12 protein-coding genes are annotated in these 16,972 nt (G+C 46.9%); 3 read left to right on the plus strand and 9 right to left on the minus strand.

What is annotated here, in order from left to right:
* Positions 1–37: 37 nt before the first annotated feature.
* From ACZ5KY_RS09210 to ACZ5KY_RS09240, 7 genes are all read right to left on the minus strand, one after another.
* Positions 38–880, minus strand: coding sequence for a CheR family methyltransferase (locus tag ACZ5KY_RS09210; RefSeq protein WP_464243603.1), 843 nt, complete (start codon positions 878–880; stop codon positions 38–40).
* A gap of 1 nt (position 881) precedes the next feature.
* Positions 882–4,988, minus strand: a complete 4,107-nt coding sequence (locus ACZ5KY_RS09215) for a response regulator (protein ID WP_464243604.1) — start codon at positions 4,986–4,988, stop codon at positions 882–884.
* 188 nt (positions 4,989–5,176) lie between these two features.
* On the minus strand, positions 5,177–5,614 hold the full coding sequence (locus ACZ5KY_RS09220; RefSeq protein WP_464243605.1) for a nucleoside deaminase: 438 nt from the start codon (positions 5,612–5,614) through the stop codon (positions 5,177–5,179).
* A 34-nt stretch (positions 5,615–5,648) separates the two neighbouring features.
* Positions 5,649–6,110, minus strand: a complete 462-nt coding sequence (locus ACZ5KY_RS09225) for a cupin domain-containing protein (RefSeq protein WP_464243606.1) — start codon at positions 6,108–6,110, stop codon at positions 5,649–5,651.
* A gap of 36 nt (positions 6,111–6,146) precedes the next feature.
* On the minus strand, positions 6,147–6,710 hold the full coding sequence (locus ACZ5KY_RS09230; RefSeq protein ID WP_464243607.1) for a nucleoside deaminase: 564 nt from the start codon (positions 6,708–6,710) through the stop codon (positions 6,147–6,149).
* 19 nt (positions 6,711–6,729) lie between these two features.
* The gene (locus ACZ5KY_RS09235) at positions 6,730–7,968 is read right to left on the minus strand and encodes a NupC/NupG family nucleoside CNT transporter (RefSeq protein WP_464243608.1); all 1,239 of its coding nucleotides are present in this window, start codon (positions 7,966–7,968) and stop codon (positions 6,730–6,732) included.
* A gap of 117 nt (positions 7,969–8,085) precedes the next feature.
* Entirely contained in the window at positions 8,086–9,900 is a 1,815-nt protein-coding gene (locus tag ACZ5KY_RS09240) for a bifunctional metallophosphatase/5'-nucleotidase (RefSeq protein ID WP_464243609.1), read from the minus strand.
* Positions 9,901–10,164: 264 nt separating this feature from the next.
* Here ACZ5KY_RS09240 and codB point away from each other — a divergent pair, with 264 nt between their 5' ends.
* A complete protein-coding gene (gene codB / locus ACZ5KY_RS09245; RefSeq protein WP_464243610.1) occupies positions 10,165–11,433 on the plus strand; it encodes a cytosine permease in 1,269 nt (422 codons plus the stop codon).
* Position 11,434: 1 nt separating this feature from the next.
* Here codB and budA read toward each other — a convergent pair whose 3' ends face one another.
* Both budA and ACZ5KY_RS09255 read right to left on the minus strand, forming a co-directional pair.
* A complete protein-coding gene (gene budA / locus ACZ5KY_RS09250; protein ID WP_464243611.1) occupies positions 11,435–12,211 on the minus strand; it encodes an acetolactate decarboxylase in 777 nt (258 codons plus the stop codon).
* A 42-nt stretch (positions 12,212–12,253) separates the two neighbouring features.
* Positions 12,254–13,639: a sodium:solute symporter family protein gene (locus ACZ5KY_RS09255; RefSeq protein WP_464243612.1), complete on the minus strand. Its 1,386-nt coding sequence runs from the start codon at positions 13,637–13,639 to the stop codon at positions 12,254–12,256.
* A gap of 274 nt (positions 13,640–13,913) precedes the next feature.
* Here ACZ5KY_RS09255 and ACZ5KY_RS09260 point away from each other — a divergent pair, with 274 nt between their 5' ends.
* Together ACZ5KY_RS09260 and ACZ5KY_RS09265 are read left to right on the plus strand one after the other, a co-directional pair.
* Positions 13,914–14,936, plus strand: coding sequence for a TAXI family TRAP transporter solute-binding subunit (locus ACZ5KY_RS09260; protein ID WP_464243613.1), 1,023 nt, complete (start codon positions 13,914–13,916; stop codon positions 14,934–14,936).
* A 57-nt stretch (positions 14,937–14,993) separates the two neighbouring features.
* On the plus strand, positions 14,994–16,907 hold the full coding sequence (locus tag ACZ5KY_RS09265) for a TRAP transporter permease (protein WP_464243614.1): 1,914 nt from the start codon (positions 14,994–14,996) through the stop codon (positions 16,905–16,907).
* Positions 16,908–16,972 lie beyond the last annotated feature (65 nt).

The raw sequence follows: 16,972 nt of genomic DNA on the forward strand, positions 1-16,972 counted from the left end.
TAACTTCATTTCATTATTCACTTAAACATTGACCGTTTTAGACATCAAGGCGCTTTTTTCGATAGATTTTTTCCCGTTCTGAAACCGTTTCAAAATTGTCGGAAACCTCCGAAAATTTAATGTTCTCCTTTGAACCTAGGCAGAGAAACCCTCCTGGGCACAGGCTATCATAAAATAACTTGAGAACTTTATCTTGAAGTTCACGGTTAAAGTAGATCAGCACATTGCGGCAGCAGATCATGTTCATCTCGCCGAACACACCGTCGGTGACTAGGTTGTGCGACGAAAAGAGTACTTGATCTCTAAGTGATTGTTTCATGACAACATTATCGTAATCAGCAGTGTAATAGTCAGAGAAAGATCGTTTTCCGCCAGATTTCTGATAGTTTGCTGTGTACTCACGCACTACATCCATCGGATAGATGCCGTCTTTGGCTTTTTGCAGGATTAATTCGTTAAAGTCTGTGGCGTAGATCTGAACCCGATTTTTAAGTCCTTCTTCTTTAAGCAAAATGCCCATTGAATAGACCTCTTGGCCCGCTGAGCAGCCCGCATGCCAAACTTTTAGGTAAGGGTAGGTCTGCAGGTGCGGGATGACAACTTCACGCACTTTTTCGTAGAACCACGGGTCACGAAACATCTCGGTGACGTTGATTGATAAATCGAGTAACAGTTTGTTGAAAAATGCCTCGTCATACAGCAGACGATGCTGCATTTCAGCAAAGGTGGCCATGCCATCTAAACTGCGGCGATGCTCAAGCCGACGCTTGGTGTGGGCCGAAGCGTAGTTTCTGAAATCGTAGCCATATTTAAGGAAGATCGCTTCGAGTAGTAAGCGCACCTCTAGTTGCTCGTCTTCACATGATGGATGAGTGTTCATATCAGTATAACCAGACTCTTAGCATTGAGATGAGTTTATCAGTGTTGACCGGTTTAGCCAGATAGTCGTTGGCACCGGCCTCGATACATTTACTCCGGTCACCCTTCATCGCTTTGGCGGTGAGGGCAAGGACCGGAAGCTTGGCAAATTTACGTTGTTGACGGATTTTACGCATCGCTTCGTAACCGTCCATCACCGGCATCATGATGTCCATCAGCACAACATCAATCTCGGGGTGTTTTTCCAATTGTTCAAGGCTTTCGGCACCATTTTTTGCAATGATAATCTCCATGCCGCGTTCTTCAAGGACACTCGACAGGGCAAAGACATTGCGCATGTCGTCATCAACCAGCAGTACCGTTTTGTTATTGAGAAGCGTTTCTTTGTCATGGACCAGTTTGAGCATGTTGCGTTTTTCTTCTGGTAGGTTGGCTTCAATGCGGTGCAGGAACAGTGCTGATTCATCAAGTAGTCGTTCGGGTGATTTTACCCCTTTGATGATGATGCTTTCGGCGTAGTGATTAAGCTGTTTCTCTTCATCGCGGGTTAAGTCGCGTCCAGTGTAGATGATGACCGGAATACGGGCAATGCTGTCACTTTGGCGGATCATCTCCAGCAGTTCGAAGCCAGTCATGTCATTTAAGCCAAGGTCAAGAATCATGCAGTCGTAACCGCCTTTTTCCAGCTCTTTGTAGGCTTGTTGGCCACTAGAAACAGCGTGGGTATCAACATCGCCATTACCGATCAGCTGAATAATACATTCTTGTTGTATCTTATCGTCTTCAACTAATAGTAATCTTCGAACTGGTTTCTCAACGATCTCTTCAATGGTACTAAATGCTTCTTCAACTTTTTCCATGCTCACTGGCTTACTCAAATAGCCGATGGCTCCCATGCGCATAGCGTCAAGAGAGCTGTCACTGGCTGACATGAAATGGACTGGAATATGGCGCAGCGCTGAATTATCTTTCAAGCGTTCCATTACTGTCCAGCCATCAATGCCTGGCAGGCCAATATCAAGAATAATCGCGCTTGGTTGGTAGTAGTCAGCAAAATGGAGGCCTGTTTCCCCATCTTCAGCAACAACGCATTTGAAACCGCGCTCGCGACCAAAGTTACACATGATTTCAGCAAAGTTGCGGTCATCTTCAATGATCAGCAGGCTTTTTGATGATGGTTCGATCAATTTTCGATCATCTTCAACGTATTGACTATTGGTGGGTGGTGGTGTTTTTTCGATGCTTGGTTGTGGTGTACTCTGTTGTTCTGGAACCTGAGGGGCGGTTGTGGTTGTGCTTTTGTCAAAAATCTTAGCGATTTTTTCTTCGGCGTCATCAGAAGCATGCGGTTGATGTTGTTCAGGAATAACCACGCTAAAGGTGCTACCTTGACCCTCAATGCTTTCGAGATGGATACTACCACCGAGCAGTCGCGATAACTCTTTGGAGATCGACAGTCCGAGTCCTGTGCCACCATAGTTGCGGCTGGTACTGCCATCGGCTTGTTGGAAGGCTTGGAATATCGCATTTTGTTTCTCTTGAGGGATTCCGATCCCTTCGTCTATGACGGCAAAGGCGATGCTGTTTTCTGCGTTCAACGGGCTGTTGCTGAGTTGTTCTGCTGTTGGTCGGGCAATTTTTAAATTGACGTTGCCTTGGTGGGTAAATTTGAAGGCGTTGGACAGCAGGTTGCGTAAAACCTGTTGTAAGCGTTGGTCGTCGCTCAAAATCTGCGCGGGCAGGTTATCGGCGAGTTCAATGTTAAAGGTAAGCCCTTTTTCGCTGGCAACGTTGTCAAAGATACGTTTGAGGTTTTCAATCAGATGATTAAGCTGGATGTTTTCAAGCATCAACTCAATTTTTCCGGCTTCAACTTTGGACAGATCGAGAATCTCGTTGATCAATGACAGCAGATCAGAACCGGAGGAGTGAATGGCTTGTGCTGACTCGACCTGCTTGCTACTTAAGTTACCCTTTTTGTTGTTGGCAAAGAGCTGCGATAAAATCAGAATGCTATTGAGCGGTGTACGCAACTCGTGCGACATGTTGGCAAGAAATTCTGACTTGTACTTGCTGGCAATTTCCAGATCATGGGCTTTCTGTTTGACGATCTCCTGCGCTTTGATTAAATCTTCATTCTTGGTGTGGATCGCTTCTTTCTGCTCTTCAAGAGCGTTGGTCCGCTCTTCTAGCTCTTCATTGGTGACGCGTAGTTCTTCTTGTTGGGCTTGAAGGTCTGATTCTGAGCGTTTGAGTACTTTAGTTTGTTCCTCTAACTCCTCATTGGTGACGCGTAGTTCTTCTTGTTGAGCCTGAAGTTCTGCTTCGGATTCGCGTAGAGCGTTAGATTGCTCTTCTAACTCTTTGTTGGTAACGCTTAGCTCTTCTTGTTGTTGTTGCGCTTGTTCTAATAAGCGATTGATTGTTTGCCGTGATTTGGCGGCATTAAATAAAATCGCTACATTCTCCATGTTTTGCTCAATGAAACGTTTTTGTAGTTTAGTAAATGGTTGTGTTGAGCCGAGCAGCATGACTCCGACCAGAACACCTTCAAAAGAGATGGGGATCGCCATGTAATGCTGGGGAATTGTTTCTCCCGCGCCGTAATTAATGGCTGGAGCCTCGTCGTTGATCCCGCTGAAAATGATCGTTTGATTCTCTAATGCAGCTTGACCAACCATCCCTTCACCCATGACAACACGGTTGAAGTTGCCTTTGCGGTCCGTGAAAGCATAGCTTCCTTGTAGCTCCAGCACTTCGTTGTTGTTTAAATAGAGTGCTCCGAGTTGGGCATTCATATGTTTGGTGACAAAAGAGATGAATTTTTTTGCTAACTCATTGGTTTGATCTTCACCGCGCAGCTGGTCGTTCAGGTTCTCCTTGCCGTTTTTGAGCCAGTCAAGTTCTTGGAGATTGCTGGCCATAGAGTTCAAGGCTCGGGCGAGATCACCGAACTCATCTTTTTGATTGATGTTTAGGCTCGCGGAGAGGTCTCCACTAGAGATTGCTTGAGCAAAACGCATATCTTCGATAAGTGGGCGAGTCAAAGTGCGCGAAAGTATCCAGGAAAAGAAACAGATTAATGCCAGTAGAACACTTGAAACGATGAAAGTGATCCGGTAGCCGTTACGAATTGGTTCGGTTACTTCATGTTCGTCAATCTTGGAGATTAGCATCCAGTCCAAGTTTTGTAGCTTTAACTTATTATAGGTAACAAGAACTGCGTTATTAGTGCTATCGAGATAGGTTCCTTGACCACCTGAAACACCCGCATTATCCGCATCCTTCCAGTAGTTTAAAACCGTATCGTGGCTATAACCGACAACAAATTTCTTTAGGTTATTCGTTCTAAGGTTGCTGCGAGCCTCATACGTACCGTCAACAATACCGATAAGGTACGATTCACCTGTGTTGCCCATTCCCTGACGTGAATCAACAATGTTGGTCACCAGCTCTGTGCTAATCTGAATGGCCAGCACGCCGATGATATTCTGTTGTTGATCACGAATGGGTTGAGCGATAAACATTGCTTCGATACCGCCACTGGGTTTGTAGGGGGCAAAATCGATTAAAGCCGTGTCACCAGTTTCAACTACTGCACGCCACGCCTTAGCTAAGCCACTGTCACGGTAGATACCGTGAGTGAGGTTTGAGCCTAGATCGTCTTCACCACTAACTGTTAGTAAAACATCACCCTGTTTTGCATCGATGATGAATAGATCGTAGTAGTTATAGGTGTTTGTGTAATTTTTAAGTGAACCTATGTAGGGGGCAATGAGTTGATGGTAGTGTTGTGAATTAATTTTTAACAGACGGTTTTGATTTTCGGAGGTTCGATCATCATGATCTTTTAGTCGTACGACTAATTCATGGATACGATTGGATTCGGCTAAAATTCTACTGTTAGCCAATAAATTGTCGAAAAAACTTTCAATTTGATCTTTGCGGATATTCTGGATGGCACTTAATTCAGCGAATGATTTTTTCAGTAGAGCATCGGTCGCTACTTTGTTGCTAAGAATACCAACAACGACCAGAGGAATGATCCCAGTCAACAAAAAGAAGAGGATCAGTTTGGGCTGAATGCGAAAATCAGAGAGACGAATCATTTAAGCTCCAATGCGAATTTAAATTATCATTAACCTGATATTTTAACGATTTTCCATTGTCGCATTCAAGTTACTTTTTGTTAGATCTGATTTAAGTTGTAACGTGCTGAAAACCTTATGATTCAATCGGTCTCCTCGTTGCACTTGAGGTTGGATGGTGCCCTAGCGTCTGTTTTAACAGAGAATCGTTACACACCAATATCTTCATTCCATAGTTGCGGCTGAGCTTCGATAAAGGATTGCATCAAGTCGATGCACTCAGAGTTATTGATAATTGAGACTTCTACTCCTCGCGATTTCAAGTATTCTTCAGGGCCTTTAAAGGTTTGGTTTTCGCCGATGATAACGTTTGGTATTCCATATAGAAGTACGGCACCGCTACACATATCGCACGGTGAGAGGGTTGAGTAGAGGGTCGCACGTTGGTAGTCTTGGCTCGTCAACCGGCCCGCATTTTCAAGGCAGTCCATCTCAGCGTGTAGGATTGCGCTACTTTTCTGCACCCGGCGATTATGGCCTCGGCCAACAATCTTATTGTCAATAACAAGCACCGAGCCAATAGGGATTCCGCCCTCGTTTAACCCTTTTTTTGCTTCGTCGATGGCCGCAGCCAAAAAAATATCCATCGTATCTCCCATCTTTGAAATCAACTCAAATTATTTAAATGAAGCGTTTTAATTCTAAAGAATTATTCGCTATCATCTCCAGCTGCTGCGAATCATCTCTTAAAAAGCTGAAATCATTAAAATCAAAACCCGGAGCAACACTACAGCCAACCAAGGTATAGTTGCCTGTTGATTCAGCGGCCTGATACGATCCCCCTTGGATAATTGCGACATAGTCGCCGGAGTCAGAACCGAGACGTTGCTCGGCAATTTTTCCATCATGGAGGGTTAGCAGGCGAAGAGGTGAGCCTTCATAGAAGTTCCAGATCTCGTCGTGACACACTTTATGAAAGCGGCTGACTTGCCCTTTGGTGAGTAAAAAATAGATATGGGTGACCGCTTGTCTTTCGCTCTGTACGGCATTGGATACAACCGTTTGTGGCGAACGGTACACCTCTTTGTAAAAGCCGCCCTCGGGGTGCGGAATTAAGCCGTAGCGCGCTATGAGTTCTTCCATTGATGTCTCTCCTAACTGTTTTTCACCATATTGCGATTAATAGAGCGTTCCGTGCTGTTGACCGTATTGCTCTAACACGTGAGCGGCTTCAAGGCGACATAGGTCTCGAACAACGCTGATGTTGCGTTGGCTGAATTTTTTCACCCAATCATCAGGTTTATCTCCTTCGTTGAAACCGATCTTTCGAGCATCCTCATCGCGGGCACCACACACTAAACGAGAAATTCCCGCCCAAGGGATCGCCCCCATACACATGGCACAGGGTTCAGTTGTGCTAAATAGTTCATAGTTTTTCTCCTCTGTTGCTTCAAGGAGATAGTGTTCAATTTGTTGTTGAGCCATGATAATGGCAACGATTTCAGCGTGCATCACCGAACAATTGGTCGGAACGACAAGATTGACACCGGCAGAAATAAGTTGTCCCGTTGAGCGCTCAAACACCGCAGCGGCAAACGGGCCGCCATCGTTAGCAATATTCTGTCGCGACAAATCAATAACCCACGCCATTTTTCGCTGATCGCTGGTGAGTGGTGGCAGCGGTTTATCGAGATGCTGAATAAGCCAATCAGGTAAGCGTAACTGGAACTCTGTCTGGTGCATGATTGATCCCTTCAGTGTGTTAAAGAAGCAGGCTGGCGACCGTTGCTGTCATGCTTGTTGCTAAGGTTCCAGCGAGTAGCGATCTAATGCCGAGTGAGACAATCTCATGCCCTCTTTCTGGAGCCATGGCTCGTAATCCACCGATCATAATTCCGACACTGCCAGGGTTTGCAAAACCACATAGAGCATAACTCATGATGCGTAAACTGCGGTCGCTCAGTGCTCCTGTTGGCAGTTGAGCCATGTTGATGTAGGCGATAAATTCGTTAATGATGGTCTTGGTACCAAACAGTTCCCCAGCGGTCTGAGCTTCATGCCACGGGATACCCATAAGCCATGTTGCTGGAGCAAGCAGTACACCCATAATTTGCTGTAAGCTGATTGGTCCGTTGGCGCTGGGGATAAGCCCTAGAATCATATTACACAGGTGGACAAGGGCCACCATGACAATGATCATAGCGATGATATTGATCAGCAACTGTATCCCTTGAACCGTTCCTTGGACAATGGCATCCATACTACTACGGATGTTGCTATCAACTTTCCATTGACCATCTGTTTTCTCTTCTGTTTCAGGGATCATGATTTTAGCAATAACAATGGCCGCTGGCGCACTAATCAGCGATGCCGTGAGGATATGACCAATAATATCAGGGATCACAGCACTCAGAATGGATGCATATAAGGCCATCATTGTGCCAGCAATGGTTGCCATGCCACAGGTCATGAGGGTGAAAAGTTCACTGCGGCTGATATGGAGCAGATAAGGGCGGATGAGCAGGGGAGCTTCAATCATGCCGACAAAGATGTTGGCGGCGACACCGACCCCTTCAGCGCCACCAATACCAAGTGTTTTTTGTAGCAGATGGGATACACCGTTAACGATACGGGGCAGGATGCGCCAATAAAACAGCAGAGACGACAGGGCACTGATCAACAACACCATCGGTAGGCCGCGAAAGGCTAAAATATAAGCACTGCCAGCAAAGGGTTCCACAAACGGCAGTTGTCCGCCACCGAGATAGCCAAAAACCATGCTGGTGCCAGCTTGCGTTGATTGTTCTAGCGCGATGACGACCTGATTTAACAGCAGAAAAAGTTTTTGAAAAAGGGGGATTTTAAAGAATATTGCCGCTAACAAAAATTGCAATCCGACACCGATGAGCACCAGTTTTACAGGAAACTTGCGGCGGTTTTCGCTGAATAGCCATGCTAAAAAAATAAAGACAACTAGCCCTAATAGACTTTGTAAAACCATATGTTTAACTCACAGTGATAGAAAAGATGATTAATAATGTTTTTATGTTTCAGGTGCAAATCGTTCGAGTTGTCAATCCCCGCGTGGTAAGTGAGTTTAGCGTACATCGCCCGAAAATCACTCGGCAACAATTCTATCCTCATCAAATCGAACAACGGGTTCTAAGGTATCAAATTCATTGATTACAGCATCCAAAGCGAGAATGCCGCTATCAACGCAGTAGCCATCGGGGCGCTTGCACGCTTGTTGTAACGACAGGTAGTAGTCACCACCATTGGCGAGAAAATTGTTTGTTGCAATGCGATAGGTCGATGCAAAATTAACGGCTGCGTCAGCAACCTGTAGTGAGGTGACGACACCACCAGGAATAAGGGCCGCGGGGCAAGGCGTAGGCAGCACAACGCCTTGATGCATATCTTCAACAGTGGCGGAGCAATAGGTGAGTTGTAACCCTGAAATCTGCGGGAAGGCACCAGATGATCGGGTGGCCATGGTCTCGTAGTCAAAGGCCCACGTCAGGCCGTTATCTAAGGCGCTGACAAGCTCGTAACCGGTGACATCGATGGTACTAATGGTGTTGCCAAACGGTAGCGCTGACATGGCATCGCCAAAGGTTATCGCGTAGGGTGGCAAATTGGTATCCGGATTAATATCGAGGGGGAGGCTAGAGCGGAGACCGCCGCTGTTGATGATGGACGCAACAGCGCTATCGTAGGTGGCACCCACTTTGAGTACGGCATCGCTCACCAAATTACCCAGCGGCATCTCTTGACTGCGTACTCCGGGATTACGGTCACCGTTGAAATACACACCTGCCTCACCAATGATAACGGAGCTGAATTCAGTGATCGGCTCTTTATAGTTGGCTACTTGTTCAGTTAGCTCGCTGTCGGCATTAATCTCAGCGTTCATTGCAATCGGCTCACCTGCCCAATCGATAATGTGACCTGCTCGATCAAAGGTGACATCGAGACGGCCTAATAGTTTGCCCCATTCGTATGCGCCAACAAGCAGCACCCTGTTACCTTGTGCGTCACTGCTGAGACTCGGGTAATCAGCGACAACTTTCTCGGCTAAATACTGCAATGGTGCGCCATCGCTGTAGGCGGATTCGGCCAGCAGAAGAGGGTGATCGTGACCACAAACCACCACGTCAACCCCTGAAAGCTGGGTGGTCATGGTAATATCGACATCGTAGCCCGCGTGGGAAAGCAGGATAATTTTATTAATTCCCTGGTCGGTCAATAGGTCGATCTCTGCTTGAATGCTCGTTAGATAGTTGTCCACCGCTATGGTTGAGCCGCATAAAGAGATATCGCCGAGTAGCGGGGTGATCACGCCAAGAACCGCGATCTGCTCACCACTTTTTTCGACAACAATACTGCGTTGAATTTTACCGAATAATGAAGGTTCAGCGCTGTAATCTAAATTGGTAGAGACAATAGGAACGCGTAATGGTTCGGTAGGGTAACTGCTGCAAGCAATGTCGATTGCCTCGCCATCGATGGCACGGGCGAGGGCAATTGGGCCACGATCAAATTCGTGATTACCCAGAGTGACAACATCGTAGCCTAAGGCGTTGAGTGCCATGATGTCGGCAGAGCCCTGCCAAGCATTATAAAATGTGGTTCCTTGACAGAAATCACCCGCATCAACAAGTAATACTTGGTCTGGCCCCACTTCATCACGGACGGCTTCGATCACGGTTTTTCTTCGTGCTACGCCGCCTTGTTCTGGTTCGCCAAACGGAGTAAAACTTTCAAGGTGACTGTGGGTATCATTGGTGTGGAGAAGGGTGATGGTTGTTTTATCTGAAGATGAGTTGCTGCCACAACTTACGAACCATAACGTTACGACAAGAGCCATTATCAGTTTCGCCGTGATAGCGAAATAGTGTCTTAAAAAAAGAATCGGATATGTTCGATGTTGCACGTGTTGTTCTCCCACCAGTGTGAGGTTTTTTCGTGATTCAATAAACTCTTGTCGACGCGGATAACTATATAACATCACAATTAAAATCATCAATCTATATGTTGAAAACATGTGTGCTTAAAAGCAGTAATCGTGTGTTGGCCAGAATTCAGATCATGACCTGAAATACCGTTAGTGGTATGATCGTTTGTATTTGCACTGTATGTAAATCATCGCTTTATTCATGCCGATGTATTGTATTTATAACGGCCTAATGGTCGATAAATGAGGCTAAAGGACCAACAACGGATGACGCAAACTGACAGCAACCACGCAACCGCTGATTTTGCCTTACAATCTGTGCCAGAACAGCATCGCCGAGGCTTTTGGCCGATGTTGATTGTCATGATGGGGTTCACTTTTTTCTCGGCCAGCATGTGGACTGGTGGTCGTTTGGGTACCAGTCTTGACGCACAACATTTTGCGCTAGCGGTGCTAGGTGGTAACTTGATCCTTGGCCTCTATACTGGAACCTTAGCTTATATCGCCGCCAAAACGGGATTATCGACCCATCTGCTGGCCCGCAGCTCCTTTGGTATCAAAGGGTCGTGGTTGCCATCGCTGTTATTGGGTAGCACGCAGGTCGGCTGGTTTGGTGTTGGCATTACCATGTTTGCCCTGCCCATTCAGAAGTTGACGGGGGTCAACCTGTACGTGTTGATAGCGGGCGCGGGTGCATTAATGACGTTGACCGCCTATTTTGGTATCCGTGCCTTAACCGCTCTGAGTTTTGTCGCTGTCCCCGCCATTGCGGGATTAGGGTTCTTCTCCGTCGAGCGGGCTGTAACCACGGCAGGTGGTCTTCATTCGTTATTGGCGATTGTTCCTGATTCAGCGATGGATTTTTCCCTCGCCTTGACGTTATGCGTTGGCTCCTTTATCAGCGGTGGTACGTTGACGCCAGATTTTATCCGCTTTTCGCGCTCGAGTACGATTGCTGTTTCGACCACGGTGGTGGCATTTTTTGTCGGTAATTCGTTAATGTTTGTCTTTGGAGCAGTGGGCGCTTCGGTTTATCGGCAAGCCGATATTTCAGAAGTGATGTTATTACAAGGTCTTATTATCCCCGCAGTGGTTGTCCTTGGTCTTAACATTTGGACCACCAACGATAGCGCCCTTTATGCTTCGGGGCTGGCCTTGTCAAACATTACGGGTCTGTCGAAAAAAAAGCTGGTGATTTTCAATGGCGCTTTAGGGTCTCTTTTTTCGCTGTTTCTGTATCACCATTTTGTCGGCTTTCTGACCTTGCTTAGTTCCTGTTTACCCCCCATTGGGGCGATTATTATCACCGACTACTTTCTCCATCATCGTCATCACGATAAGGGTGAGCAGCAACTCAAGCTATCAGCAAATGGGCTTCGTTTGTCGGCCTTTTCAGCGTGGGCAGGGGGCGTTATTGCAGCTCATTGGTTACCGGGAATTGCACCGATTAATGGTCTGATTGCCGCAGCGCTTATTTATCTATTGTTTGAACGGCTGATTGTAAAGCCGTAGGTTATTGCTCCACCTTCTTTAATTCATGTTGGCGATCACGCTTTAAATCAACCTCAGCAAACTCTTGCGTTGTGGGTAGCTGGAGGGCAAAGCTGGACAAGGTGTCGATGGCCAGCGTTACGTGATTGGTACTAAAGCCCAGAACATGGCCGCCCGCACTCTTATCGGCGCGAAGAAAATGGAGATGATAGCCCGGAACATTGATCCCTTTGACATAAGCGGGACAATAAAATCCCACCATCACTCCCTCAACCTGCTCAAAATCGAACAATGGCTGACTTTTTACCACCTCCACCAGTGGTGAATAGGGTTTGACTTGGCGCGGCACACTTCGGGTGGAAACCGTGTTAAAGCTGCCCTTAAGATAGAAGGCGTGAAAAAGATTTGGCGATAGACCCGCCTTGGCGATCTCTTTTTTTAAGCTGTCTAGCGTCGTTTCTGATGCCAGCTGCAGTTGTTGTTCAGTATCAAAATGAGTGACACTTGCAAAAGGGGTCGTTTCATCATCGGCGACGAGGCTCGCACGACCATCGGCCGACACTCGAAACACTTGCCCCTCCACAACGATCATCTCCCCATCAAGACTGTCGAAGGTGCCGATGCCAAAATTCCCCTGCTGTTTGAGGGTGCTTATGGGGATAACGCCATCGTATAAACCTGCAAGTAACGCATCAATGGTTGAGACCTGATACAGTTCTTCGCCGGCCGTTGCTGTAGTGGTAACGATGGTTGTTAAACTCAGAGCGATGATCAGTGTTGCAACGATTAAGCGTTTCACAATACGAATCCTATCTTTGTTATCGTTTTAATTTAAGTTTTATTACTGGTTTGTTTTGCTGAATCGATTCACTAAACTGAAGACGATAAAGTTAGCGAATACGCCGATCACCATACCGTCAAAGCCACCTGGCGTGCCGAGTAGCCGATTCCAAATGAATATACCGATGATACCAGCGACTGCACCGCACAAAAAAGCGAGCTTTGATGATTTGACACCGAGTAGGGTGGCCGCCAAAGGCACGAGAATAATCGGTGACCAGAAGTTGTACGCATAGATCAGAATATCGAGCAGACTTTGAATGCGAATTGCGAAAACAATAGCCAGCGTACCAGTAATCAATGTGGCATAGCGGGCCCAAATTAACCCTTTGCGGTCGCTGAGTTTCTCTTTGCGCAACGGGTTGACGATATCGTTGACAAAGGCCACTGACGCACTGTTGAGGAATGAGTCAGCCGATGACATGACCACCGCAATAATTCCAGCAATAACGAGCCCACGTATCCCGATAGGGAGTGATGATTGCACGACATAGGGGATGGCTAGATTAGGGTTCAAGTCCGGCTTCATCGATAGTGCGACGATGCCAATAGCGCCAGAAATAGCAAAAAATGGGATGGAATAGAGGCCACTCCACATTGTCCCGCGACTGAGTTGTTTCACATCCTGACAGATAAACAGCCGGCGAACATAGGGAGGAACCAGAGTCTCACCGAGTAAAAATGTGAGAAACAGCGAACCGAACTGAATCGGGGTGATATTGCTGAATAGTGAAAAGTGGCTGTCAGGGATAGGCGCGAGGGTTTGCTCAATACCACCGAGGTGGTAGATGCCCATAATGAGAGCCAGAGGCATACCAATCGATAACACGACAAATTGTAGTACATCTGTTGCCACTACCGCCCGCATGCCACCGATGGTGTCATAAATAATGATGATCCCCATACCGACCATGATGCCCGTTGGTACCGAGAGACCGAGGAACAGATTAAACAGATAGCCCATGCCACCGATCTGCGCGCCGAGAATACCCGCACACAACAGCACCGAAAAAATGCCGGTGATCACTTTGCCTGTTTTGCCGTAATCGACCTCCATGACATCGCCGACCGAGATCGCGTTGGGGAAACGACCTGCATTCGGGGCAATATATTTAGCAACGAGGATCTCCTTGAGACTGAAACCCCACAGAACGACAATATTAACGATACCAATGGTAAACACCTTTTCGGCGTTACCCATGGTAAATCCGCCACCGATAAACGAAGCAGAGAGGGTGGCTGCAATAATCAGTGCATTGTAGTTACGTCCTGCAACGGCGTACTCTTCTAATCCCTTAACCCGTCGGCCTGCCCAAACGCCAAGACCTAATACGCAGGCAAGATAACTGATGATGATGACTTGATCAAAGGTGGTCAATTCAAGCATGTAGGGACTCCATAGAGATGAATCGTTAAGAGGGATTTTCATAAATGGTCAGTTAGCTGCATACGGGACCATGGTTAACAATTGTACACGTGGCTCATTGGCCGAACGTTTATTTATAAACAGCCTCGTATGGCTACCAGATGTAGTATCTATACATTTTTCTTAGAGAAAAAACAATGAGGGATGTACATTAAAGTATGCAATAATATTAAAAATGTGAGTGTAAAGAATGACTCATAACACTTAAAAATATTTATGCTTTGAGGAGACCATTATGTTTCAAATTAAACAGATGAGTGTCGTATCGTTGTTGCTGATCAGTGCAATGCTGTTATTTAGCGGGGTACCCGTTCAGGCATCAACACAACGGCAATCATTGATCATCGCCACAGCGACGACGGGTGGCACGTTTTACCCTGTTGGAGTGGCTGTTGGCACTCTGATCACTGTTAAGTTGGCGAAAACCAATAACATTACCGCCACCGCGATCAATTCAGCAGGTTCTGGCGAAAATATTCAGATGCTGAAAAATAACGAATGTGATTTGGCCATCATTCAGGGTCTCTATGCCGCTCAAGCGTTCAATGGCAAAGGCTCCTACGAGGGCAGGCCGATGAAAGAGATGTCGGCAATCACCATGCTTTGGCAAAATGTCGAGCATTTCGCGGTGTTATCAAAATATGCTAAAACTGGCACCGTAGCCGATTTAAAGGGTTTAGATGAACGATTTTCCATCGGTAAGCGCGGTAGTGGTTCTGCTGGGTCGGGTCGTACGATCCTCAACGCGCTAAGTATTTCTCCCGATCAAGATTTTGACACTGAATACCTCGGCTACACCCCTTCAGTTCAGGCGATGATGGATAATCGGATCGTTGGAGCAAATATTCCAGCTGGACCACCAGCGTCAGCAATCACCCAGATGTATGCCTCAATGGGGGATAAAGCGACGGTGCTTAATTTTACCGATCAGCAACTGGAGAAGATCAATAGTTTTTACAATATTTGGACCCGTTTTGTCATTCCTGTTGATACCTATCCTGGCCAGAAAACAGCGATTAATACCATAGCTCAACCCAATCTATTGGTCGTTAGCAACGCGCTATCGGAAGATACCGTCTATAAAATCACCAAAACAATCTATGAAAACCTCCCATTTTTGCGTAACAGTCACAAGGCAACCAATGTAATGTCACTTCAGAACGCCATGACTGGTCTGTCGATGCCACTGCATCCCGGAGCGATCAAGTATTACCGTGAGATGGGTTTACAGATTCCGGCCCAACTCATTGCCCACTAACACGTTGTGATTAAAGATTAAATGAATAGGGACGTTTAAAAAAATATAGGGACAGATATGGCGCAGGAAAATAGCAATGGACAACACGATCAAGGGTTAGAAGCGGATCTCGGCGAAGCACTGTCGGTGCAGCGCAAGCTGTCCGCTTTTCCAGCCAAGTTGGTGTACGTGGTAGCGATCATCATGTCGTTGGTGCACCTGTGGTTTAATACCTTTGGGGTGATGCCTGAGATCCAGCGCAATGCCTTACATTTTACCTTCGTCCTCTTTCTTGGTTTTATCCTCTATCCATTGTCGCGAAAAAATCATCAGCAAACCTTGGGGCTCGATTTCTTTCTTGCTATTCTTGGTTGCGTCGCTGGATTTTACCTAATTCTGTTTGAAGATGCGCTCCATGCTCGCAATGAGGTGCCGATCCTACGTGACCTGATCTTTGGCGGTTTGGCGATCGTGTTGTTGTTGGAGTTGACGCGCCGCTGTACCGGTTGGTTGATTCCGGCACTATCGATCCTGTTCTTGAGCTACGCGACCTTTATCGGCAAGTGGTTGCCGGGATTGTTTAACTTTCGCGGTGTTAGCATTGAGCGTCTATTGTATCGGATGTATTTTGCTCCCGACGGCATCTTCGGCAGTATCGCCACCATCTCCTCGACCTTCGTCTTTTTGTTTATCCTCTTTGGTGCCTTTCTACTGCAATCGGGTGCGGGGGATTTTATCCTCAAGTTAGCCATGTCGTTGATTGGCAAACGGGTCGGTGGCCCAGCGAAAATGGCGGTCATCACCAGTGGTTTTATGGGTAGTATTTCGGGGAGTGCCGTAGCCAATACCGTTGGTACAGGATCGTTAACTATACCGCTAATGAAACGGACAGGGTTCCCTGCTCACTTTGCTGGTGGTGTTGAAGCCGCAGCCTCAACGGGTGGACAATTGATGCCACCGATTATGGGTGCTGGTGCCTTTATCATGTCGCAATGGACCCAGATCTCTTACCTGAAAATCATCGCCTTGGCGACACTTCCTGCGCTGATGTATTTCACTTCGGTGCTCTTTTTTGTTCATCTGCGAGCTCGCAAATTGGGTTTGAAAGCCGTTGATGATGACGATATCCCTAAGCTCGGTGAAGTGCTTAAAGAGGGGTGGCACTTTTTGCTGCCCATCGGTTTACTAATCACTCTGTTGATCGTTGGTTTTACCCCAACCTACGCTGCCAGTATAGCCACGGTGAGTGTTGTCGCCGCCAGTTGGTTACGCAAGGAAACGCGCATGGGCTTTGCCGATATCGCTGACGCGCTCTATCTTGGCGCAAAAAATATGGTTTCCACTGGAGCCATTTTACTCTGTTCCGGAATCGTCATCGGTATTGTGTTGATGACGGGGATGGGGATCACTTTCTCTTCGCTGATTATTGAGATATCCGGCGGTAATCTATTTATTTCGATCATTCTCGTTGCTCTGGCTTCATTGATCCTCGGTATGGGCTTGCCCGTTACCGCGTCCTACATTGTTCTCGCCGTGTTGGTCGCTCCAGCGTTGCAGTTGATGGGCGTTAGTTTGATTGCAGCCCATATGCTGATTTTTTGGTACAGTCAAGATGCCAATGTCACACCGCCAGTGTGCCTTGCCGCTTATTCCGCTGCAGGTATTGCCGGTAGTCCACCGCTTAAAACGGGGATGGAGGCGTGGAAGTTGGCCAAGGGGTTGTACTTGATCCCGCTGCTGTTTATCTACACGCCCATTTTGTTTGAAGGCACCGTTTTACAGGTGGCGGCTGCAGCGGCGAGTGGCACCCTCGGTCTTCTCGCTTTTGCTATCCTTTCTGAAGGATATTTTTTTCGCCTAGCCAGTTGGCCGATTCGGCTCGGATTTGGCGCGGTCACATTCTTGATGTTCTGGCCGAGCACCATCACCAATGGTGCTGGTTTAATGCTGTTTGTTGGTTTGAGTTTAATTCAGAAGGGTAGGCGGTGTTAGCTGGCAGCACTGAGTATTGGTTGAATGATTAAGAAACAGAAAAACCCCGTCAAAGCTATGTTTGA

Source organism: Desulfuromonas svalbardensis, from assembly GCF_055389415.1.

Excerpts from the sequence above, each read along its gene's own strand:
- ACZ5KY_RS09210 (WP_464243603.1), bottom strand. The coding sequence starts at position 880 with ATGAACACTCATCCATCATGTGAAGACGAGCAACTAGAGGTGCGCTTA.
- ACZ5KY_RS09215 (WP_464243604.1), bottom strand. The coding sequence starts at position 4,988 with ATGATTCGTCTCTCTGATTTTCGCATTCAGCCCAAACTGATCCTCTTC.
- ACZ5KY_RS09220 (WP_464243605.1), bottom strand. The coding sequence starts at position 5,614 with ATGGATATTTTTTTGGCTGCGGCCATCGACGAAGCAAAAAAAGGGTTA.
- ACZ5KY_RS09225 (WP_464243606.1), bottom strand. The coding sequence starts at position 6,110 with ATGGAAGAACTCATAGCGCGCTACGGCTTAATTCCGCACCCCGAGGGC.
- ACZ5KY_RS09230 (WP_464243607.1), bottom strand. The coding sequence starts at position 6,710 with ATGCACCAGACAGAGTTCCAGTTACGCTTACCTGATTGGCTTATTCAG.
- ACZ5KY_RS09235 (WP_464243608.1), bottom strand. The coding sequence starts at position 7,968 with ATGGTTTTACAAAGTCTATTAGGGCTAGTTGTCTTTATTTTTTTAGCA.
- codB (WP_464243610.1), top strand. The coding sequence starts at position 10,165 with ATGAGGCTAAAGGACCAACAACGGATGACGCAAACTGACAGCAACCAC.
- ACZ5KY_RS09255 (WP_464243612.1), bottom strand. The coding sequence starts at position 13,639 with ATGCTTGAATTGACCACCTTTGATCAAGTCATCATCATCAGTTATCTT.
- ACZ5KY_RS09260 (WP_464243613.1), top strand. The coding sequence starts at position 13,914 with ATGTTTCAAATTAAACAGATGAGTGTCGTATCGTTGTTGCTGATCAGT.
- ACZ5KY_RS09265 (WP_464243614.1), top strand. The coding sequence starts at position 14,994 with ATGGCGCAGGAAAATAGCAATGGACAACACGATCAAGGGTTAGAAGCG.